Source organism: Vibrio sp. 1167, from assembly GCF_033340375.1.
Classification (GTDB): Bacteria; Pseudomonadota; Gammaproteobacteria; order Enterobacterales; family Vibrionaceae; genus Vibrio; species Vibrio alginolyticus.
This window is the reverse complement of sequence record NZ_JAWOWK010000008.1, coordinates 81150-102840: the sequence shown is the minus strand read 5'-3', so window position 1 is coordinate 102840 and position 21691 is coordinate 81150. Positions and strand designations below refer to the sequence as shown.

25 protein-coding genes are annotated in these 21691 nt (G+C 43.5%); 22 read left to right on the top strand and 3 right to left on the bottom strand.

Translation table 11 applies throughout. The features are described from left to right. Positions 1 to 552: 552 nt before the first annotated feature. Entirely contained in the window at positions 553 to 690 is a 138-nt protein-coding gene (locus tag R7Z78_RS17290; protein WP_005377165.1) for a hypothetical protein, read from the top strand. 61 nt (positions 691 to 751) lie between these two features. Here R7Z78_RS17290 and R7Z78_RS17285 read toward each other — a convergent pair whose 3' ends face one another. After that, a complete protein-coding gene (locus R7Z78_RS17285) occupies positions 752 to 2518 on the bottom strand; it encodes a sigma-54-dependent Fis family transcriptional regulator (protein ID WP_169644100.1) in 1767 nt (588 codons plus the stop codon). A 239-nt stretch (positions 2519 to 2757) separates the two neighbouring features. Here R7Z78_RS17285 and R7Z78_RS17280 point away from each other — a divergent pair, with 239 nt between their 5' ends. Next, positions 2758 to 4278, top strand: coding sequence for an aldehyde dehydrogenase family protein (locus R7Z78_RS17280; RefSeq protein WP_104975362.1), 1521 nt, complete (start codon positions 2758 to 2760; stop codon positions 4276 to 4278). A gap of 127 nt (positions 4279 to 4405) precedes the next feature. On the opposite strand, the gene exsE2 is transcribed toward R7Z78_RS17280, so the two are convergent. Further along, a complete protein-coding gene (gene exsE2, locus R7Z78_RS17275; protein WP_104975361.1) occupies positions 4406 to 4711 on the bottom strand; it encodes a T3SS regulon translocated regulator ExsE2 in 306 nt (101 codons plus the stop codon). Positions 4712 to 4719: 8 nt separating this feature from the next. Next, positions 4720 to 5166: a type III secretion system regulatory chaperone ExsC gene (exsC, locus tag R7Z78_RS17270; protein ID WP_005377174.1), complete on the bottom strand. Its 447-nt coding sequence runs from the start codon at positions 5164 to 5166 to the stop codon at positions 4720 to 4722. Positions 5167 to 5554: 388 nt separating this feature from the next. Here exsC and R7Z78_RS17265 point away from each other — a divergent pair, with 388 nt between their 5' ends. The 20 genes from R7Z78_RS17265 (at position 5555) to R7Z78_RS17170 (ending at position 21663) form a co-directional block, all read left to right on the top strand. After that, complete coding sequence (locus tag R7Z78_RS17265; protein ID WP_054579559.1) at positions 5555 to 5968, top strand: YscW family type III secretion system pilotin; 414 nt, start codon at positions 5555 to 5557, stop codon at positions 5966 to 5968. A 609-nt stretch (positions 5969 to 6577) separates the two neighbouring features. After that, on the top strand, positions 6578 to 7438 hold the full coding sequence (locus R7Z78_RS17260) for an AraC family transcriptional regulator (protein ID WP_005377191.1): 861 nt from the start codon (positions 6578 to 6580) through the stop codon (positions 7436 to 7438). A 148-nt stretch (positions 7439 to 7586) separates the two neighbouring features. Beyond that, the gene (locus R7Z78_RS17255; RefSeq protein ID WP_005377193.1) at positions 7587 to 8567 is read left to right on the top strand and encodes a T3SS regulon anti-activator ExsD domain-containing protein; all 981 of its coding nucleotides are present in this window, start codon (positions 7587 to 7589) and stop codon (positions 8565 to 8567) included. Between the two features lie 12 nt (positions 8568 to 8579). Then, on the top strand, positions 8580 to 9008 hold the full coding sequence (locus R7Z78_RS17250) for a YscB family type III secretion system chaperone (RefSeq protein ID WP_053304384.1): 429 nt from the start codon (positions 8580 to 8582) through the stop codon (positions 9006 to 9008). Then, positions 9005 to 10879, top strand: a complete 1875-nt coding sequence (sctC, locus tag R7Z78_RS17245; protein WP_212733989.1) for a type III secretion system outer membrane ring subunit SctC — start codon at positions 9005 to 9007, stop codon at positions 10877 to 10879. The genes R7Z78_RS17250 and sctC overlap by 4 nt, the downstream gene beginning before the upstream one ends. A 5-nt stretch (positions 10880 to 10884) precedes the next feature. After that, positions 10885 to 12186: a type III secretion system inner membrane ring subunit SctD gene (sctD, locus tag R7Z78_RS17240; protein WP_017821344.1), complete on the top strand. Its 1302-nt coding sequence runs from the start codon at positions 10885 to 10887 to the stop codon at positions 12184 to 12186. Further along, positions 12173 to 12376: an EscE/YscE/SsaE family type III secretion system needle protein co-chaperone gene (locus R7Z78_RS17235; protein ID WP_104975359.1), complete on the top strand. Its 204-nt coding sequence runs from the start codon at positions 12173 to 12175 to the stop codon at positions 12374 to 12376. The genes sctD and R7Z78_RS17235 overlap by 14 nt, the downstream gene beginning before the upstream one ends. Before the next feature lie 18 nt (positions 12377 to 12394). Next, positions 12395 to 12643 (top strand): type III secretion system needle filament subunit SctF, encoded by a 249-nt coding sequence (sctF, locus tag R7Z78_RS17230; protein WP_005377199.1) that lies wholly within the window; start codon positions 12395 to 12397, stop codon positions 12641 to 12643. 3 nt (positions 12644 to 12646) lie between these two features. Beyond that, entirely contained in the window at positions 12647 to 13006 is a 360-nt protein-coding gene (locus tag R7Z78_RS17225; protein ID WP_005377200.1) for a YscG family type III secretion system chaperone, read from the top strand. Next, entirely contained in the window at positions 13003 to 13638 is a 636-nt protein-coding gene (locus tag R7Z78_RS17220) for a YopR family T3SS polymerization control protein (RefSeq protein ID WP_017821342.1), read from the top strand. The genes R7Z78_RS17225 and R7Z78_RS17220 overlap by 4 nt, the downstream gene beginning before the upstream one ends. Positions 13639 to 13646: 8 nt before the next feature. Beyond that, entirely contained in the window at positions 13647 to 13991 is a 345-nt protein-coding gene (gene sctI / locus R7Z78_RS17215; RefSeq protein ID WP_005387149.1) for a type III secretion system inner rod subunit SctI, read from the top strand. Then, the gene (gene sctJ / locus R7Z78_RS17210) at positions 13991 to 14737 is read left to right on the top strand and encodes a type III secretion system inner membrane ring lipoprotein SctJ (RefSeq protein ID WP_086012989.1); all 747 of its coding nucleotides are present in this window, start codon (positions 13991 to 13993) and stop codon (positions 14735 to 14737) included. The genes sctI and sctJ overlap by 1 nt, the downstream gene beginning before the upstream one ends. Further along, entirely contained in the window at positions 14730 to 15395 is a 666-nt protein-coding gene (vscK, locus tag R7Z78_RS17205) for a SctK family type III secretion system sorting platform protein VscK (RefSeq protein WP_005387147.1), read from the top strand. Before sctJ ends, vscK begins: the two co-directional genes overlap by 8 nt. After that, positions 15374 to 16012 (top strand): HrpE/YscL family type III secretion apparatus protein, encoded by a 639-nt coding sequence (locus R7Z78_RS17200; protein WP_005387146.1) that lies wholly within the window; start codon positions 15374 to 15376, stop codon positions 16010 to 16012. The genes vscK and R7Z78_RS17200 overlap by 22 nt, the downstream gene beginning before the upstream one ends. Positions 16013 to 16143: 131 nt before the next feature. After that, entirely contained in the window at positions 16144 to 16629 is a 486-nt protein-coding gene (locus R7Z78_RS17195; RefSeq protein WP_226977618.1) for a type III secretion system chaperone, read from the top strand. Between the two features lie 3 nt (positions 16630 to 16632). Continuing rightward, on the top strand, positions 16633 to 17796 hold the full coding sequence (locus tag R7Z78_RS17190) for a VopS family T3SS effector adenosine monophosphate-protein transferase (protein WP_104975357.1): 1164 nt from the start codon (positions 16633 to 16635) through the stop codon (positions 17794 to 17796). Positions 17797 to 18051: 255 nt separating this feature from the next. Beyond that, entirely contained in the window at positions 18052 to 18498 is a 447-nt protein-coding gene (locus R7Z78_RS17185) for a type III secretion system chaperone (RefSeq protein WP_021707758.1), read from the top strand. 10 nt (positions 18499 to 18508) lie between these two features. Next, positions 18509 to 19486, top strand: coding sequence for a type III secretion system effector VopR (gene vopR, locus R7Z78_RS17180; protein WP_017821338.1), 978 nt, complete (start codon positions 18509 to 18511; stop codon positions 19484 to 19486). 230 nt (positions 19487 to 19716) lie between these two features. Beyond that, a complete protein-coding gene (locus R7Z78_RS17175; protein WP_005377211.1) occupies positions 19717 to 20175 on the top strand; it encodes a CesT family type III secretion system chaperone in 459 nt (152 codons plus the stop codon). Positions 20176 to 20184: 9 nt separating this feature from the next. Continuing rightward, complete coding sequence (locus R7Z78_RS17170) at positions 20185 to 21663, top strand: hypothetical protein (protein ID WP_053307010.1); 1479 nt, start codon at positions 20185 to 20187, stop codon at positions 21661 to 21663. The last annotated feature ends 28 nt before the right edge of the window (positions 21664 to 21691 follow it).

Genomic DNA, 21691 nt, shown 5'->3' with positions numbered 1-21691 from the left:
TAGACAATTGTGGTCATATGCCACACTTTTAATTGTCTGCTCTTTTGGGACGTTTCACACAAAAAAGTGGCTAAAGATTTCTCAAAAAAGGTGAAATATTGAACTGGTAGACAAATCGTTAAACTGAGTTGCACAGATATGACTTCGGTTGTCTATCACTTCAAAGTTTTTAACTACGCAGATTAAGGGCATGTAGCGCTATTATTATCGTATTCGAACTCTACGATACACAATTGCAAGTGAATCTACACTCGTAAGCTCATCCCTGTCGTCAGTTACAGTAAAAGCTTTTTTCTCTGTTTAACAATACCTTAGTAACTACGGGCAATTAAATCTGTTTTTCGATCGAAACTCAGATTGCACAAAAGGTGAAAAAGAGTGCTAGGTAAGCCTCTAAACTACGCCTATAATTAGCGCCCACATGGAGGATGTTTATTATATGAACATCCTTTATTTTTTGAAACTAGCAACAAGGATCCAGTAAAACATGTTTTTCTGGTTTTGTTTACGTCGACCAAGAAGGTAATTAACACAGCAAATTGAGGTTCTAAGATGACTCTTAACAAGTACTTTGTTTTCATTCCAGCAGAATTGGAACAGGAAATGCACAAGGACAATCAAGTGATCTCTGAGAAGGAAACTCAACGTCAGGCATTAGTAAAACAGGCACAACAACAAGGCGGCCTGTAAGCTAGGTTTCAAAGAGAAAGAGCACCGCAACGGTGCTCTTTTTGTATCTGAGGTCGTAGAATTAACTTAATATGCCAAGGCTTTTCAACTTTCTGTAAATGGTATTTCGGCTCACACCAAGCATACGAGACGTTTTGCTAATGTTCCCCTGGTTGGCTTGATATGTTTTGAGCAACTTATCTTCGACGGTTGCACGCAGTTCTGAAGTTGGTTCAGCGGATGCTGCTCCTTCTTGAGCTTGGCTGAGTTTCTTACTTAGGTGGGCTGGGACGTGTGTGAGTTCCAATATTTCTTCACCTTGCGCCATTAAGGCGGATACTTTGATTAAACTATCGAGTTCACGCAAATTTCCTGGCCATGAGTAAGACAGCATCAGAGAAAGTAGGTGAGGGCAAAGCTGTTGTTCAGATTCGGCGTGACGCCGATGAATGTTCTCAATCAGTTGTCGTTTGTCATCACGTTCCTCAAAGCGAGGTAGCTCAATGATCAAGCCATTAAGGCGATAATACAAATCTTGGCGGAACAATCCTTCGCTGACCAAATGTTCCAGATCTTTATGCGTGGCTGCAATGATTTGCGTATCGACTTGAATAATTTGGTTTGAACCCACGGGAAGCACGGTTTTATCTTGCAATACATGGAGCAAGCGGCTTTGAGCTTCCAAGGGTAAATCTGCGATTTCATCTAGAAACAAAATCCCTTTGTGTGCTTGGCGAATTTTTCCCTGATAGCCTTTGCTGTTTGCGCCAGTAAAGGCACCGGCTACGTAGCCAAATAATTCAGATTCAACCAGATCTTTTGGTAGCGCTCCGCAGTTGACGGAAACTAACGGTCCCGCTTTTCTCTGGCTGTTTTTATGGAGTGCTTTCACAAACTCGTTTTTGCCAACACCAGTCTCTCCGAGAATCAACAAACTGATGTCTTTATCGATGACGCGATTGGCTTGCTGCCAACAGTGCTCAACAGCGGAGTCGCCATAATGAAGATCATTGGACGCCGCTACAGCACGAGACTTGACCTTGCTATCTTTATCGGTAAGCGGTTTTGTTTTGAAAACGAAAGGGTGCTCATTTCCCCGAGTGGATAGAATGTCGTCTAAGGATTGCCCAATGATACTTTTTTGCGCAAAAAGTTGAGAGGCTACTTGATTGTGAGCCAAAACTTGTCCGTCTTCATTTGCAATGATAATTCCTTGCCAACCACTATTCAGTAAACCTTTTTCGCACGCTAAATCCACACGAATATGCCCTTGTGGAATCAAGTTAAGTAGTTGATTCTCCACTTGCTGGACCATGTTTTGTACTAGTACTTGCGTTGAGAAGTCATGTCTCTTTTGCTCGCTCGTAATATCTAATACGCCAATGAGGTTACCAAGATGATCGAAAATAGGATTAGCCGAACAGCTAATAAAACGATGGTGTTGGATAAAGTGCTGATCACCAATAACAGAAACGGGCTTTGCTTCAACCAAGGCTGTACCAATCGCGTTGGTGCCTTTGACCTTTTCTTGCCAGCATGCACCAGAGCTTAGCGAGATTTCCGTTAACTTTTCACGAAATCTAGGCTGTCCCCAACTGCCGATGATGACACCATCTGAATCCGTCAAAATTAAGCGACTGTCGCTATGAGCAAATAGCTGATTAAACAGAGGGAGCGCAAATTGAGTGACTGCCTCTAGCAAAAAATTGAGTTGGTGACGCCTATCTTGGAGCGTTGCTGGCGTTACTCGAATATCTTCAGGGCGTCGACGCTGTTTTAAACCCGCTTGTTCACTTCTGACCCATGAAGTTGAAAGCCAATTGTTATCGCTAATGTGTTGAAGTTCCATGACTGTACCATTTTGTCACAGTGAGGGTGTGCCATTTTGGAACACTTGAACATTGGTGTTCACACCATACATCCGCTCAAACATCGCTCACTTGGTTTGTTATCGCTTGGTAATCATAGTTTTACATTTAATTAACAACAAGTGTGGCGTAGTTGGCGTGTGACTTGCGTAATGCTCTTTGTGAACAGTGCGATACGACACTGCAATAACACATTGAACGAGAAACAAAAGGAAGAGTTATGATCTATGCACAGCCAGGTAGTGAAAATGCCATTGTTAACTTTAAATCGCATTACGATAACTTTATCGGTGGGGAATGGGTAAAACCAACGGGTGGTGAGTACTTTGACAATATCTCACCAATCAACGGACAAGCGTATTGTAAAGTTGCTCGCTCTGGCGAGGAAGATATTAATTTAGCACTGGATGCCGCGCACAACATCAGAGCAAAATGGGCCAAAACCAGCGTGACAGAACGTTCGAACATCTTGCTGAAAATTGCTGACCGTATTGAGCAGCATCTAGAAGAGCTTGCAGTTGCAGAAACTTGGGAAAACGGCAAACCAGTTCGCGAAACCTTGGCGGCAGATTTACCTTTAGTAGTGGATCACTTCCGTTACTTCGCTGGCTGTATTCGCGCGCAAGAAGGCAGTGCGGCAGAACTGGATGAGCACACCGCAAGCTACCACTTCCCAGAACCGATTGGTGTGGTTGGTCAAATAATTCCGTGGAACTTCCCAATGTTGATGGCGGCTTGGAAACTAGCACCGGCACTAGCGGCGGGTTGCTGTGTGGTATTGAAGCCAGCAGAGCAAACCCCAACATCCATTCTGGTTCTGATGGAAAAAATCGGTGACCTTCTTCCTCCTGGTGTCATCAACGTTGTAAACGGATATGGTTCTGAAGCGGGTCAAGCATTAGCAACCAGCAACCGCATTGCGAAACTCGCGTTTACCGGGTCTACGCAAGTTGGCAACCACATTCTGAAATGTGCAGCAGACAACTTGATCCCATCGACAGTTGAGTTAGGTGGTAAATCTCCAAACATCTACTTCTCAGATATCTTCGATTACGAAGATGAGTATCTTGATAAGTGTATCGAAGGTACGTTACTTGGTTTCTTCAACCAAGGTGAAGTTTGTACCTGTCCATCTCGCGTACTGGTTCATGAAGCGATTTATGACAAGTTTGTAGAGAAACTGACGGAACGCGCACATCTGATTAAACAAGGTAATCCGCTCGATACCGATACTCAAGTCGGTGCTCAGGCTTCTCAAGAACAGTTTGATAAGATTTTAAGTTACCTGGAAATCGGCCGTGAAGAAGGCGCAAAAGTGGTCTTTGGTGGTGGAGTGTCAGAACAGCCAGAGTCTATCAACCAGGGGTACTACATTCAGCCAACCATGTTGGAAGGCCACAACAAGATGCGAATCTTCCAAGAAGAAATCTTTGGCCCAGTGATTGCTATCACCAAATTCAAAGATGAGGCTGAAGCGTTGGAAATCGCAAACGACACCGAATATGGCTTAGGCGCAGGTGTTTGGACACGTGATGCGAACGTTGCATATCGTATGGGCCGTAATATTGAAGCTGGCCGGATCTGGATTAACTGTTACCACGCTTACCCTGCACACGCAGCGTTCGGTGGTTACAAAAAATCGGGTATCGGGCGCGAAACGCACAAGATGATGCTGGATCACTACCAGAATACTAAGAACTTGCTGATTAGCTACAGCATCGACCCGTTAGGCTTCTTCTAGTGAAACTAAGTAATTAATAAAGAAAAAGCAGTATGAATCAAAACCCCCGAATCTTCGGGGTTTTTTATTAGCGTGAGCTTGTCGGCTGAAGGTTAACTTAGATGTTTAACCTGCTTATATTGTGATATCAGGAACGTTGAATTATCGCCACTTTTCGTTCCATAAGCTTTTCTACGGCGGCGTTTTGCTTGTCAATGTTGAGTTGCGGATCAAAGTCCAAAACGCGATTGCAAGATTCGAGACTGGCAAATTGATTTAAACATTCACCAAGCTCTCTTTTAGAGCTTGTTCGCATCAGACTGCTTTCTGATGAGGAGAGTAGGGTGACTTTACGGCCATGAAACGTTCCTTGCGGCACTGCATCATTTTGCTGCGCTTGTTGAACGTCATGAACCGATGAATTGGTGTATGTGGATTGGATGTCATTGGACATAAAGACACCTAAACTCTCAAGTCTAAAGTTTGTGGCATCGGTGGTGCCTCATCAATGGTTACATGCGAAGACAATAACGCTTCCCACGACTCGCTGTGCGTCAGCAATTCTGCTAAAGCTGTTTCAAAATATTCGTAATCCAGTCGCCTAATGTTAATGAGTCGGTTTAAACATAGGACATGTCGGTGGTTATCCAAACTAAAAAATAACTGGTGCTCAGGCCAGTGATAATTAAAGGCCAAGAAAGAACGATAAAGATCGGAATTTACAATTTGAAGGCCAACAATCTCAGCTTCGAGCTGCAGAGTTGTCGATTCAGGATGAAAGATGATATGCACCCTTAGATTATCATCAAAGGCTAAGCTTACTTCATTTTCCGTTAGATGCAGTGCAGGCAAGCCTATTTGATGAGCAAACTTTAGCAAAATCTCATCGATAGTTTGGCGTGCTGACATAGGAATAGTCCCTTTTGAAATTTTATCAAGGAAAATATTAGATGTATCTCTTCATGTTTATCAATATTAGTCGGTTGTTATTATATTTTGGCTTTTAAATGTGTTGAGAGAAATAGAAAGGCAAAATTAAATGTGTTCAGATGCATATCTCGATGGCAGTGAGATATATGAATATCATTTTTCTCTAATAAACTTCAATTAAGGAAGGAATGAAAGTGAGCAGAAACTGCTTTTGAAATTACAGTCCATGTTAACTACGTGTTGTCGAAAAATGCGATTTATTGTCCGCTTGTAGTATAAATATAAGTTGATCTTTTATATTTTTACATAAAGAATTGTGTGAATTTCAAATGAGCTAGATTATATAAAATAAGTTTATGGGGTCATAATGAACAATTCTATATGGGCTGGTTTTATTGGGTTATTCATACTGAGTGGGTGCAGTCAGACTGTGTCCGTTAATGGGGTGGATGGCTTTGATACACAGAGTCAGGCATCAGTCTATGGTTGGGTTTCTGTCGACGGCTACTTTCCACCTTCGATTACTTCTCTTGAAGTGGAAATATGTAAAGTTATTGACAATCAATGTCTTAAATCGGCATCTCAGAGCTACCAAGGCGTTCAGTTGCCTGTGCAGTATTCGTTTTTAATTGCACCAATTCAAGCTGGTGAAGGAAAAATGAAGATTATTGGAAAGCTTTATTCAAACGGTGAGCTCGTTGCTGAAAAAGAAAAGAACTATTTATTTTTAGAGGGAAATAAACAAGAAAACTTGATTCTTGTTCCAAAAATAAACAGATAAAATTTTAAGTACTACATTTTTATTAGAATTTTCTAATTTATAAAAATAAAGACCATATCTTTCCTGTTGTGAAAGATTTGTTGTCTTTTATAAACATTAATTACATGACTTTGAAGTCATCGGGTCAGTTGTTTTTTAGACTCATACTTGTTGCAAAAACAGTATTTTTTATGATTATATCTCGCTCCTTGAACACGTTGGCTTGGCGTTTTAGGCTATAAAACATACATTTTTATGATTTTGGAAATTTAATTTTGTTCTAGAAACGATGCCGAAATCTATTTAATTGTATTCTAATGTATAACAAAACAACCAAACTTAAATAACGAAATGATATTTAAGTTTTGGCTAATGATAAACGCTATCTGATAAAAATAATAAAGACGGACAGCAGAAATTTACTAAGTCAAACTTTTACCTTTAGGTAAAGGTAATGCTTGGGTTATTCGCTAATTATTCGGGGGGTATGGTAAGTGATAGAACTTCTATGCTCTTTTCTTTGCTTCTTTAATTCATACAGCAGTACTTAGAAATAACAACAATCAAAGTAGTGCTTTGAAAGTTTCTCAACATTTGCACTGAGAAACTCAAAATAATGAAGGGTAGAAAATGGATGTGTCAGGCCAACTAAACTCAGAAAGGGTCGACTCGAGTTCACGAAAAATTCGTAGTTTTTCCTGCTATGAAAAATCTGACGAAGTATTTCACTCAGACCAGTCTCACATTGTTGTCGTCCACAATGGTCAGCTTCGAGTTCAAACAGGTGATTGCACAATCGATGTTGCTGCAGAAAATGGGGTATTTCTATCTCAAGGGGATTACTTGTTAGAGTACTCTCCGCTAGATGGGGCATACAAAGCGTCGATTATTGCTTACGACAATGAACTCGTTAGTCAGTTGCTGCAAAAACACAGTGATCTCTTGATGATGCTGCCTAAGGTAGACAAAGTTTGTTCTGGTTTGTTTACTTTTGGTTTGAACATACTCGTTGAACAAGTGCTTTCTAGCATGCAGACGCTTGAGCAACAAGCGTACCCTGATGCCATTATGTGCCTAAAATACGAAGAACTACTCATTCTCTTGCTACACAGCAAAGGAGGAGAATCACTGTATGCGTTGCTGTCACAACAAACAAACCGTACGTCGGAACGGTTACGTCGATTTATGGAACAGCATTACTTAAAAGAATGGAAGTTGACAGACTACGCGCAGGAGTTTGGTGCCAGCTTAACCACTTTTAAAGAGCTTTTTAATGAGCACTATGGCATTTCTCCAAGAGCTTGGATCAGTGAGCGTCGACTACTGCATGCTCATAAACTGCTGTTGACGAGCAAGATGAGCATCGTAGATGTGGCGATGGAGGCAGGGTTTTCCAGTCAGTCTTACTTTACGCAGAGTTACCGTCGTCGTTTTGGAACGACCCCAAGCCGCGTACGTTCGGGAGACGATCAAGTGGCTATCGCGAAATGAAATGACTTGGGACTAAAATTTTCTGACTAATTTTGAAAGTCACTCACCAGTGTAAATTCTATTATGTATCGTGTAACAACGAACGATTAAAAATTATTACATCTCTTTCTTTCTGGATTGTTCGAAAGGGGTGCGGAGACGAACATAAATGAAAAAGCAGCATTGGCGACGCCGTTCGCTTTTTCCAGACAGCATAGTGACACAGCGGAAAGTGACTGTTTTACAAAGAGGAGCTCGTTATGAAAGCGCCTCGAAACCTACGCAGGATCTCAATGTTGTGCACGTCAATCACCGACAATTGTTGAGTGAAGGCGTCATAAATTATGAGCAGTTATCTTTACTTCAACGCTTGTTGGATAGAAATGTCGTCGATAGCCTATGCGCTAGCCAGTTAGTTAAAACGTATCAAAAACTTGGTGCTTCGATAGACCGGTTTGCCATGCGTTTATTTTTGGAAATTGGATCGCAGCTCAGTGATAGCAGCACAATCACAACGTTCGAACAAAGGCTGGACTACATCAACTCTCGTCTGGGCTTTCGCTTTAATTTGGCTGTCCCAAAAACGTTGATGCTTTGTTTCCATTTATCACTCAACGAGTGGATTAACCGACAAGTCGATCAAAGTGCTCTTCATGCTTCGATTAAAGTTGAACAACTTATCAATCAACTCGATATTCAGAAGGAATATTGGTCGAAGCTATCAGGGGAAGACACTAGTGCCGTCTTTGTTCAACAGCAACTCGATCTTATTAAGAGCCAGCAGCATCAACTTAAAAAGCAACTTGGGACGTTAAGCGAACAACAGTTGCAAGTGATTGAATGTCATCGTTTGTTAATTGAGAAGTGGCAACCGTCTTTAGACGAGCTGAAAGGGTTCGCGGAGTACACCTCTACAACCGAACAATTTATTTCTGAGTGGAAAAATTGGTGTTCGGAAGTGCGACTTGAAGCCCCTGAGCTGAACGAAGTTTGGGATGCATGCGATGTGGTTTACAACGACCAAAATGCGGTTGCGAAAGTATGGCAATGGTTCAAGAACATGCAAACTGTTGGTGATATCGATCACTACTATTTTGATACTCAAAGTGGTCAGTGCGGCCAGGCTTGCAATCACCTCAGCCAGATCTAAATAGGGCGTTAAATGTTAGATAAGATGATGAAATCTTTAGCGGAAGCGCTAAAGGTAGGGGATTTTATTGCCTCAGAAAATGGTTCTTACAACATCGAGGTTGACCAGTTATCACTGACCATCAAGCAACGTGCGTCATGGATTTTATGGGAAGCGACGTTACCCTTCCAGTTTAAAGAGCATCTAGATTATCAACAAGAACAAGCGTTACAACGTTGCATGCAGCTCTCATTAAAAACCATTCGTGAGGATGGCGGCGTACTGACAACCAATGATGATCAGCAATTGATTTTGCAAAGTAAAGTACGGGTTGAGGACTGTTCGGTGGAACGGTTCTCTGCTTTGCTTTCTAAGCACGTCAATCTATATGAGCGTTACATTGCATTATTGGAACAAGAACGCGTGAACCACACAATCAACCATACAGTGTGGTTACCATGATGCTAAAAATCTTTCCCAACATTAGGCGTGCTGTAACAAAGGCATTGTTATGCGCAGTGAGTGTTGTTCCTTTGGGATACGCGCAAGCAACAGACTTACACTGGCCCGAACAACCGTTCCGCTACTATGCAGATAATGACTCATTAAAAGAGTTGTTGAATAACTTCGGTGCAAATTATCGTGTCTCGGTTTCTGTTAGTGACAAAGTCAACGATCGAGTGAATGGGCGTTTTACCCCTGAAGATCCGGCGGAATTCCTCGATTACTTATCGCAAGTGTACAACTTGATGTGGTATTTCGATGGAGCCGTCTTACATGTCTATAAGGCGACAGAAACTCGCTCACGTTTACTTCAATTGGAATTACTTACGGCTAGAGAGCTACGCAGTACGTTAATTTCCACCGGCGTTTGGGATTCTCGTTATGGTTGGAGAGCTGCTGAGAGCAAAGGGTTAGTCTATCTTGCTGGTCCTCCACGTTATGTCGACTTAGTGGTACAAACGGCGGAGGCATTGGAAACGCGCTTGCTGCAGAAATCGAATTCAACCGACGAATTATTCGTTGAGATAATTCCTTTGAAGTACGCTTCTGCAACGGATAGAGAAATTGCATATCGAGATCAGACAATTACGGTCCCTGGCATCGCATCGGTGTTAAAACGGGTCGTGTCTGGTGTTCAAACTCAAGTGACGAGTGCGTCTAGCAAAGAAGTTACCAGTTCAGATAAGCCTGTAAAAAGTAATAAAACCGCCTCAGTTCATGGTGGTGCAACAGTTGAAGCAGAGCCGGGCCTTAATGCGATTATCGTTCGTGATACTCAAGCACGATTACCGCTCTATCGTAAACTGGTCGCGCAATTAGACCAGCCGCAATCAAGAATTGAAGTCGCGCTATCGATTGTCGATATCAGTGCCAACGATTTAAGTCAGTTAGGCGTTGATTGGCGAGCGGGAGTGTCTGTCGGAAACAACCGCATTGTCGATATCAAAACAACAGGTGATGTGAATTCGGGGGATGTGACGCTCGGCAGTGGACAGAACTTTAAGTCCTTGCTTGATTCAACCAACCTAAATTACTTGCTGGCTCAAATTCGTTTATTGGAATCCAAAGGCAGTGCTCAAGTGGTTTCAAGACCAACATTGTTAACTCAGGAAAATGTCGAAGCGGTACTGAACAACAGCAGCACGTTTTACGTCAAGCTGGTTGGTAAAGAAACCGCAGCGTTGGAAGAGGTCACGTATGGCACGTTACTGAGAATTGTCCCACGTATCGTTGGTGATAGATTTGCTGCACGACCTGAAATTAACCTGAGCCTTCATCTCGAAGACGGTGCAAAGATCGCTGATGGCGGCGTCGATGATCTTCCTTCCGTTCGTAAAACTGAAATCAGCACCTTAGCGACGGTTAAACAAGGGCAAAGCTTACTTATCGGTGGTGTGTACCGAGATGAAGTGAGCCATCAGTTACGTAAAGTGCCATTGCTAGGAGACATCCCATATTTAGGCGCGCTGTTTAGAAGTAATACCAATACTAAGCGCCGCACAGTACGAATGTTTATTTTAGAACCTCGAATTGTTGTGGATGGTATTGGCGATAGTGTGTTGATTGGCAACGAATATGACTTGCGACCAAGTATAGGCAGGCTTAACAACATCTCCAACAATAGCGCTGAATTTAAATCGGTAGTGGAAGTATATAGCTGCACATCGAGGGTTCAGGCCGAGCGCTATCAACAAGACTTATTGTCACAGAAAAAGTCGTCTCAATTAACGCAGTGCCAATTACCAACAGGGCAAAAGGGTTGGCGGGTGAAAGTATTGGAATGTGATGACTCACAAAGTGAGTGTGTGCGCCCTTCAGAGGAGTCTTAACCGCGATGCAGCAATGGAAAATTCGTATTTTATCAGGCGTGCATACCGGAGTAGAAGTCACCTTACCTGAAGGTGCTCTCGTGCTTGGCAGTGACGACTTTATTGCTGATCTTGTACTGTCTGATGCTGGGGTCGAAGCGAACCATTTCACCCTCGTTTGCCAGCAAGACTCGGTCATTTTACGAGGCTGCGAAGAGGCAAATATTAACAGTGAAGACATCGCTGTTGCAGGTGATGGTATCGAGTTGTCACGCCATGCTGTTGTCTCGGTCGGCGTTGTGAAGTTCGCTCTGGGATACGCGGAAGATGCGTTAATTGTGAGTAACGTCAGCGACGAATCTAGCCAACAGAATACACCTGTGGTTGCTGTGCAACGCTCTAGCTGGAAAAAAACAACGCTCATCGCTTTGCTTTGTAGTTTTGTCCCGAGTGTCATTTTTGCCGGTATGTGGTACAGCCAAGCTAACGGAAACAACAATGAAATTGTTACAGAAGCAGAACCCATTGTTTTGGTACGTAACATCTTAGGCGAGCTCAAACTTAGCGACGTTCGTGTGGAATGGAATGCCGCCGCACGCCAAGCAGTCTTAGAGGGCTATGTTGAAGACCGAACACAGAAACTCGATCTGCTTGGTCGAATTGATGTATTGGGCATCAATTACAAAAGTGACTTAAGAACGATGGAAGAAATCCGTCGCGGGGTTCGATTTATTTTGCGCAACCTCGGCTATCACCAAGTGAAAGTCGAAAATGGTGATGAGACCGGCACACTGCTGCTGACGGGCTATATCGATGATGCAAGCCGCTGGAACCAAGTTGAACAAATCTTGGAGCGAGACGTGCCTGGTCTTGTTGCGTGGAAGGTTGAACTGCAGCGAGCGGGTGCCTACATGGATACGCTAAAAGCGTTATTGACGGATGCGGAGCTACTGAAAAAAGTCCAGTTGGTCACCAGCGGTGATCGCATCGAGGTTCGTGGTGAGCTTGATGATATCGAAACGACTCGATTTTACGGTGTGACCCGAGACTTCCGGGAACAATATGGTGAGAAACCGTACTTAGTTTTGAAATCCATACCTAAGGTGAGTAAAGGTACCAACATCGATTTCCCGTTTCGTAGCGTTAACTTTGGCCAGGTTCCATATGTGATTCTGACCGATAACGTTCGCTATATGGTCGGTGCAAGAACGCCTCAGGGCTACCGAATATCCAGTGTTACACCTGCTGGTATTGAGTTGGTTAAAGGCGGGCGGGTGATAACAATAGAACTCGGATATGAAGGCGAGACGAACAATGACAAATCTTGAACAAATTTTAAATAACGACACAAACGGTGCGGAAGCGCACAAGATTAAGAGCAAGCTCTTAGAAGCACAAGCGGTGGTGAAACGTCAGTTGGATTTAGGGTGCTCACCACAGCAGTACCAATTGCTACTCAAACAGTATGACGCTTACACAGCCGCCTATGCGGTCGTTGAATCATACGAAGCTAACTAAAAAATACGAGGAAGTCTTATGTCATTTTACGATGCTAGTAACAGTGTAAACCTTGATGATGTTAAAGCTAAGTTAGAACAACAAGCGAAAGATGCTAACACAGAAGTGACGGCAGCCATCAAGAACCTAGAAACCAATGCCGATGATCCATCAAAGCTTGCCGAGCTTCAGCACGCGATCAACAAATGGTCTGTTGTTTACAATATCAATGCGACCACCACTCGTGCGATTAAAGATGTGATGCAGTCGATTCTCCAGAAGGTGTAAAGCATGGAACGAGAAACGCGCCAACTGCTGGCTGAAATCGCGCTGATGGCAACAGGTATGCATCGTCATCAAGAAGCCAACACGATTGCAGATGGCCTTGAAGCAAGCTCAGGTTCTGAAGAGACCGTTGCGATGATTCGTGCAATGAGCCTCATGAATAAAGGCTTGTATGAAGAGGCTCATCAATTACTCGAACCACTTTGTAATGCCTATCCAGATCTGATCAGCTTAGCGGCTCTTGCTTCGGCCAAAGCCGGTTTACTGAGCAAAGCGGAAAGCTGGGTAGAACTTGCGTCACAAGGAAGCGAAGAAAGCCAAGCATTTGCTGCGAGCTTTTCTCAGGACATTAGGAATCTTGGATGATCATTGATTCAAGCAACCTAAGTCTTCAACACCAATCTTTGCGTCAGTCGGAGTCGCGCCATTATGAGCGGAGCGATGAAGACAAGATGAAAGCACTCATGGAGCGAAGTGACAAGCAAGAGCAAGTTTCACATGTTTCTCCAAAAGAGACGCTAGAGAAAACAGAAGCGAAACTGGCGGAGATTAAAGCGTGGTACGAATCATTAAAAGACGCAGAGGTTGTCAGTAAACAAAGTGTCTTATCATCGTTAAATGAAGCGTTTTCCGACCCTCAAGTTAAACGAGAGGCAATGTGGTACGCCTTTCATGAGGCGAAGAGTGCAAAAGGCAACGAGCAGCCACAATCTGATTTGTTAAAGGTGTTGAAGCAGGAGTTACTAGGGAGTTTTTCGGGACAGCTTATTGCCGAACCACCTGCTGATAAAACAGCACTAAAAGCAATGCTAGCGCAGCATTTTCCACTGGGTGCCCAGAAAGAACAAGCCTTATGGCATTGCTGGGCAGAGTTGAAGTCGTTACCTGATATGGCATCAACACTGGACATGGTTCGTGATGAACTTAGCTTCATGATCCAAAAAAATGCGATGGTGAAAAACATCATGACTCACAGTCACAAGTTAGATTTATCTTAGGAGTACATATGATAAACACGCAGTACACCGAGGTGATGCAAACCAACATTGATAAGTTGCAGGATGCGCAAGTCGAAGACGGTTTAAGCGAACGTTTTGAGCAAGCCATGTCGGTTCCCGAGGCAAGTAATGGCCTGGAGGGAGGTTTGCTAGAAAACATCAGCGAGTTGAAAAACACTATCGATAACGCGAAAAGTAACCTGCAAGACAACATGAAGATGGTGGGTGATGATCCGGCGCAATTACTGCAAATGCAGTGGGCGCTGACACGCATTACTTTTCAAGAAGAGCTGATCGCGAAAACCGTGGGTAAAACCACACAAAACGTAGAAACCTTATTGAAGGCACAATAGTGATGATGAATAAAATGAGAGCAGTTTTCATCATGCTCACGTTGTTTCTGGTAGGTTGTCAGACCGAGCTATACACCAACGTTACTCAGAAAGAGGGTAATGAGATGTTGTCGATCTTACTATCCGAAGGTGTCGTTGCAACAAAAGAACCTGACAAAGACAACACCGTCAAGTTAATGGTAGACAGTTCTCAAATCGCCTTCGCGGTAGATGCGCTAAAGCGAAAAGGTTATCCAAGAGAGCAGTTTTCTACACTGAAAGAGGTGTTTCCTAAAGACGATTTGATCTCGTCACCATTAGCAGAACGAGCCCGTTTGGTGTATGCGAAATCTCAAGAGCTCTCGTCAACCTTATCTCAGATTGATGGCGTGCTGGTGGCACGTGTTCATGTTGTTTTGGAAGATCAAGATCTGCGTCCAGGAGAGCGCCCAACTCCAGCTTCTGCCTCCGTATTTATTAAACACGCAGCAGATATTGCGCTTGATTCATATGTTCCGCAGATCAAATTATTAGTGAACAATAGCATTGAGGGGCTGAACTACGATCGAATCAGCGTAGTGATGGTACCCTCATCAGAGGTTCGAGTTGCTACTCAAAACAATCAATTTAAAAGCATTTTGTCGGTTCAGGTCACCAAAGAGACGGCGAATAATCTTATCGCCATTTTGGTGTTCTTGGTAGCGGCACTCATCGGCTCAAATATCGCTACTTTTACATGGTGTCGTAGGAACACGAAGCGTGGTTAAACCAGAAACACCACTCGCGCAGGTACAACACCAGTTTAACTATGCGCCTTGCCAGTACATCCATAGAAGTTGGATAGAGCAAAAGCAGCCTTGGTTACTAAATATCGAAGGCTGGAGAGATAACCCCATGTTTAACCAATGGTGCATAAATGAGTGGGCGTTATCTCCCGTTCCTGAGACGGCTTTTAACAAACCTTGCCATAGCTTGGCGTTGCTCCCAGCGGATGCGTTGAACCAACTCGTATTGATGGTGGGCGGAGCTTTACACTGTGTGGCAATGCGAGGCGTTGTTTTAAAACGCCCGAAACAGGTTCTGAACAACGTTTTTGGTTTGGAAGGCGCTCGGTTCTTAATTCAAAACGGGCCTATGCTGTTATCCAGCTGGCCGCAAGGCTGGCAGCGTTCGTTACCAGAACTATTGGATGAAAGGTCTGTTGAAGCAAGCATGAGGGCGCTGGGATATTTTTGGATGAGGTTTATTTTGATTAACTCACCGGAAGATGTTGTTCTTCGTTGGCAATTCAAATTAGAAAAGCAACTTAGCGAAAACGCGGAAACAGCTAACTGGTTGGAAGCGGATCAACGAGATCTGGCGTATCGACTCACAAAAAAAATCGCAAAACAGGTTATTCCTCAATGGTTTCATTTGTTGAAATAAAAACAGACAATTTGCAGCTGGCACCTGGCTTAAAGGTGCTGAAAGCGAAAGATTATGCCAGTTATCTGGATTCGCAACACTTAGTTGAAGCCGCGAACTCCAAAGCTGAAAGCATCATTGCTAATGCCCAACAAGCCTACGAAACCGAAAAACAACGTGGTTATCAAGATGGCCTTGCACAAGCCAAGATTGAAAATGCGCAAACGATGGTTGAAACCTTAGCACGTTGTAATGACTACTATCAGCAAGTCGAAGAAAAAATGACAGGTGTGGTGTTAGAAGCAGTACGTAAGATCATCGATACCTTCGATGATGTCGATACCACGGTGAGTGTAGTTCGAGAAGCGTTGCAACTGGTGAGCAACCAAAAGCAGGTCATTTTACATGTCCACCCAGAGCAGGTTGTTGAGGTGAGAGAAAAGGTGGCTGGTGTATTAAGTGATTTCCCTGAAGTCGGTTACGTTGACGTGGTAGCAGATGCGCGCTTGAAAAATGGAGGCTGCATTTTGGAAACAGAAGTTGGGATCATCGACGCCAGTATTGATGGACAGCTGCATGCATTAAAGCAAGCCATGGTGAAGCAGCTCAGCGAGCGTAAAATTACGATTCATGAATAAACCTCAAAAACTCAGCACTTGCTGAGTTTTTTCATTTTAATGCCTTTAAACAAAAAAAATCCGACCATTTCTAAAATATTCACTGCCATAAATCCTTAAGAATACACCTAAGAAAGCTGCTTAGTTGATAAGTGTTGCAACCAAGCAGCGCCTCTAAAACAACAAAAATAGGATTATTTAGTCGAATGGCTAATGGATTTATAACTTCTTTACTGACAGATTTTGCCAGCCGCTGCCAATTGGAGCCGTTGGTTTTTGATGAGGATGATTGTTGCCATCTACTCGTTGAGCAAAACACAGCAATCACAATTCGTGCACAAGAAGATCGTGTGACGCTTATCGGGCTGATTTCAGGTAATAAACCGAGTGCTGATATTTTGCATCAACATATGAAAGATGCCTTAACGCAAGGCTCTCCAGCGGTATGCTGGGAGGAAGAGATCGGATATATCGGTTTCATACACCTGCCTCAGCAACTGCTAACTGCATCTTTTTTCGATGAGTCATTTGCGAATTTCATCGAGTGGTTAAAAAGTGCGAATACACAAGAAGTAACCAATAAAACAACCGAAGTACCGGAAACGAATACCACTCATTTTTCCACATTAAGGGTTTAAAACATGATCAGTTTTGGAAGTGTTAGCGCGTTGCAGGCTGCCATGCCGCAAGCTCGTAACGAGATACTTAACGAAGGTAAGCTGAGTATTGGTGGCAAAGAATACCAAATTAACGCAGCGACCCAAGAATTTACTCGCGCCAATCCTACGAATGGTGCAGTAGCGCGATTTTTTGAAGCGACAGGAAAACTGTTTCGCGAAGGTAGCCCACAATCGGTAGCGAAAGCCCTTACAAAAGCCGTATTTGATAATGAGCAAGGACAAGCTCAGCGTTTACAAGCTGCTTCTTCTGTTGAGCATGGACAAATGTTCTTCAAAGATGGAAGCATAAAAACCGCATCAGATGTCTTAAATGCCTTTGCGAAGTTAGACAGTAAATCAGTTCAGTCGAACTCTGCTGAGCTAAACCAGTTAGCAGAACGAGCGATGACAGAGGCAATGTTAGAAACCGATTCTGGTAAAAACCTCACATCACTGATTGGCGAAAGTGCAGCGAAGTCGCTTGCTGGACGTGTAGTAAAGGACTACGGCGGTGGTGTATCTGCAGCGCAGAAAAACCCGGCAGGTAGCATTAATCAAATGCAAGCGGTGTTTGATATGGAGGTGATGCATCTTAAATCGGCGCAACGTCATATCGAAGGTCTAGCAAGCACAGATCTAAGCCAAGGTGTATACGCTGAAGGACTGGCAGAGGACGTGTTTAACAAAAGTGGCGTAACCAATAATGTTGAAAGAGCTGCGGCGTGGATCATTAATGCTTCTAACTCTAAAGGAAACGATGCCGAAAATATTACGTCTTTACTGAAAGAATACGCGTCTAATGGTAAAGACTTATTGAATATGGAAAACCTAAAAGAGCTACACGCTCGATTGGTGCCTAATGTTGAGCGTGATTACCGAGGGCCAAATATTTCGGGTGGCACTTTGCCTTCAAGTATTGGCGGTGAGGGCATGTTAAAGCAGCACATTGAAGGCTTTTTGAAAGAGAACCCTGTAGAAGATAAAGACTTAGGTAAACATTTGTTCGCCGGAGTTATCGGGTACCATGGCTTTACCGATGGAAATGGTCGCATGGGGCGTATGCTATACGCGATAGCAGAACTTCGTAACGACTCGTTCAATCCTTTAGCTATGGATGCAGAAAATAGCCTTCACGGTATTAAGTGATTTTTTACTTCTATTTAATTTTTGGAGCGGCGATTGCCGCTCTTTTATTTTCCAGCTTAACCTTAATTTTTCTTCTCAATAAAACGGCTAATAGCAATAAAAATGAGACGTTGAAATAAAGTGTCGGTTTCTATCTCGCCATAAAATCTCTTTTATCCTTATTCGCTTATTTAAATGAGCCGTTATACCCAAGTGGCTTCGCTGCAATAAATATATCGATGTCACTTAGTTATAATAAATTAGACAGGACACAACATGGATACAGGAAAGATTAATATGCTTCTCTCTGAGCTAGGAGAAGTGCTGAACCTTGAGCGCGTGACAGCGTATGACAATCAAATGTGGTCACTGCATTTTGCTGAAAACAACAGTGTCGATGTTCTGCTCGTAGAGGAAAAAGGCGAGTTATTGATTTCCAAAAACCTGCTTATAGAACAAGATGATATTACGCTAGATAAACTTCAAGTTTTACTTGAATACAACTTCTTGTATCGAGAAACAGGTGGTGTGCAGTTTTGTGTGAATCCAACACGCAAAGACGTTGTTCTTCAAGTTGCTATCGCGGCTGGAAGTGAACTCACCAACATTGCTAACTTAATCATTCAGTTGAACGAATTAGTTGATACTTGGGGACAGTTATTTCAAAACAACACGGTTGTAGATTTTAGCCAAACAGACGTACACGCATTTATTCAAGTTTAAGGCATCACACATGGTCAATATTAATACATCGCAAATGCACTCGTTGAGTCAGTTAACGTCACATTTGGCGACACAAAATCAAGCTGACGACAAAGAGGTTCGAGCACACAACGGTAAAGATATTTTTGTTAAAGAGGGCGCACCAAAAAATAAAAGTATCAGCGCGCGTATTAGCCACCAGAATAAAGCGAAAGATATTGTAGTGAACCTGCTTACTAAGCAGGGTATTCCTAAAGATGTTGCGAAGCTGATGCTGAAAAATGTGTTGAACGGTGAAAACAAGTTAACGCTTGGGAGCCTGAAAAATCTTGAGAGATTGTCGTCTGGTCCTAGCTCAAATTGGCCCACTGCACAAACGGCAGCCTCTTCTTCCAAAACCAATAAAGCCTCATCGAGTGTCGCGCTTATCAACGAACATAAAGCCAACCTTCAAAAGCTTGGTGATTTTGCCTGTACGGACTTAAATACGTTCGGTGTTAAGGGGTCACAGTTTTATGAAACAAAAGGAAAGCCACGACTAAAAGAGCTTCACGCGGATCAAGCGCGAATCATGCAAGATCACAGAGCGACGATGTCCGCAAACGGAGTTCAAGCTGCAGCACAAAGAGGAACCGCACCGCAATTAAGCACTCTACAGAACATTGCTAAGGCAGTACAAACCGCGAAAGCCGGCTGCTGTACTACATTTGCCTTTGCTGCCGCCGCTGAGATGATTCAAGGCATGTCAGGAACACCTGAAAGTGAACCCAAAGTAGAAGTGGTTGCGTTTAAAAAGGGTCATTCAGGTACACACCTTTATGTACTGGTTGGTCGACAAGAGGGGAGCGACATAAAAGATCCATCAACGTGGAGTAAGGATGTGAAAATTGTTGACCCTTGGGCGACATCTGCATTCGGTGCACCAATGTTTGGAGATGCACAACGACCACCTGTTTCGAATATGTTCCCGCCAACAGAAGTCATTTTTGATAGCCATAAACTGGGTTAGTCACTCTGCAAAAGAAGTGAGCAAATACACCATGCTAAGCATCTAACCTTTATTGAAAGAGCAGCTCTGAGCTGCTCTTTTTTATTACTCTGGCAACTCGATTTTAGAGCGAGATTTCTGCGGAAAACCTCACAATGAAGGCGAAAAAGTGACAAAAATAAAGCCATTACCGACATCGTTCAATCTGCAATCGTTGTTCAATAGAGTTATTGAAACAAAAGGAAAAAGTTATGAACACGATTCAACAACTGCTCTTGGAGTTTTGCCAACTCAATGAGTTGCCCGAACTGAATTTTGAAGAAAATGAACGTTGTCAGCTACTGGTCGATGATCGCTACATGTTGTATTTCATCGCGACAGATACGGATGATTTGATGTTGTCTGTAACGTTCGGAGGGTTAGAAAAATCCGGTGAACAACGACTAAAAGGTTTAGAGCTTCTTGCTCATGCTAACTATCAAGGAATTGGTAGTGGCAACCTCGCACTTGCTTTGGCTCCAAACGGTCGACAGCTTGTCTTAGCAGGACGTAAACCCGTTGAGCATCTAAATACGACGAACCTTACCGCTTGGTTTCACGAAGTTATTGAACAGGCCGAGCTGTGGCAAGCGCGTTTCGCAATGTTGGATCAAGCGATTCCAACCACCTCTAATCATGAACAAGCTCATGTTCAATCACTTCGTGTGTAGGAGAGAAAAATGGTTAATACAACACAAAAAATCAGCCAAAGCCCAGTACCTGATCTAGAGCAGTTTCGTGCAGTTGCTGCGCAAAAAGATGACCGAGTGATCAGTAAAAGAGGTGAAGTAAAAGAACCTTCCACATTCCACAAAGGTCACAAGTTTGCTTCTATTCACGAAGGCGTATTGAGAAGCAAATACACTAAGTTTTTCCAAGAAAACATCAAAACTCACCTTGATTTAAAACAAGCGCTACTTAAGCAAGAAAAACCTGAGGTTGCGCTGTTGGCTTACTCCCTAGTGAGTCCTTCAGGCTATCGCGGTGAGCCACTTACTGAGCGTAAAATCTTAGAAGTTGTCAGCCTATTGGATGAAATAAAAGTGAGCAGCGATACGTACCAGCAGCTTAAAAATACGTTTGATGCGATCAGCAAAGATCCGCGTATGCAGGTGAGCTTAGAAGCCCAGTATCCGGGAAAAATGGATGGCTTTGCTGCTGAACTGCTGCAGATGGGCAAAGAAAAGCTAAAAGGTTCTGGTGTTAACGCCGTTATTAACTTGGCATTACCTGGCGTTGGCTTATTGATTTCTACAGGTCGAGAGCTGCACAAAGCGGCCGTAAATGGTGATGCTGAGGCTTACCATCATCAGTTAGAACAAATTTCACAGCTGCCAGGGCGAGATCAACGTCTTTCTATGCCGATGCAGCAAACCTTGGCTCAAGGTCATGCGATACTGTCGGCTGAAGGTGGCATTGGAGCTACATTAGGTATGGCGACGGGGAGCCTGGGCACGTTCGGTGTTAGCTCTGTAGCAACGGTGGGCGTCACACCGATAGCAAAAGAGGCAATCGGTTCTGCGGCAACGACTGCTATCATGAGCGGCGGTGGTTTTGTGGCGAACCAAGCTGGGGCATACGGGTTAAATACGGAAGTAAAAGAGCAACTTATGCAAGATGAAATGTCTGGTGTTTTACCTAGACTTGAAGTTTCCAATGCAAAAGGAGACTTTACCTTCAGTATGCAAGATCCGGCGTCTGTCCGCGCATTAATGGCGTACCTTGGCCCTAAGGAGGATACTGCAATGACTTCTCCTCAAGCGCCTAAAGAAGCACAACAGATGGAAGCCGCTCGATTAACACTGAAAAAGATGTTGGGTTCAGAGCCAAGTGAGCACTTGGTTCCTGACGTAGATTCTATCTTGAAGCTAAGCCCAGAGGATGCACCAAGTAAAACCGAGTCTATTGCTAACGGGGCGTTTAAAAAACTGTTAGGAGAAGATTGGGATTGGCTCATGCCAGCTGTTCGAGCGATTGATAAAGGGGAAGCAAGTAAAATAAACGAAAAGCTAACCTACAAGCTCCCCCTAGATGCAGCAAACGGACGAGTTTATCTTGATAAATGCCCAAACCTGAGTGACGTCCAGTTAGATGCGCTAGAAAAACTAGGCTCACCAAGTCAATTGCGATTGATGTACTTGGCTGAAGGCTGGGTGTAATTTCAAATGGTAAAGTAGGGGGTAGGTG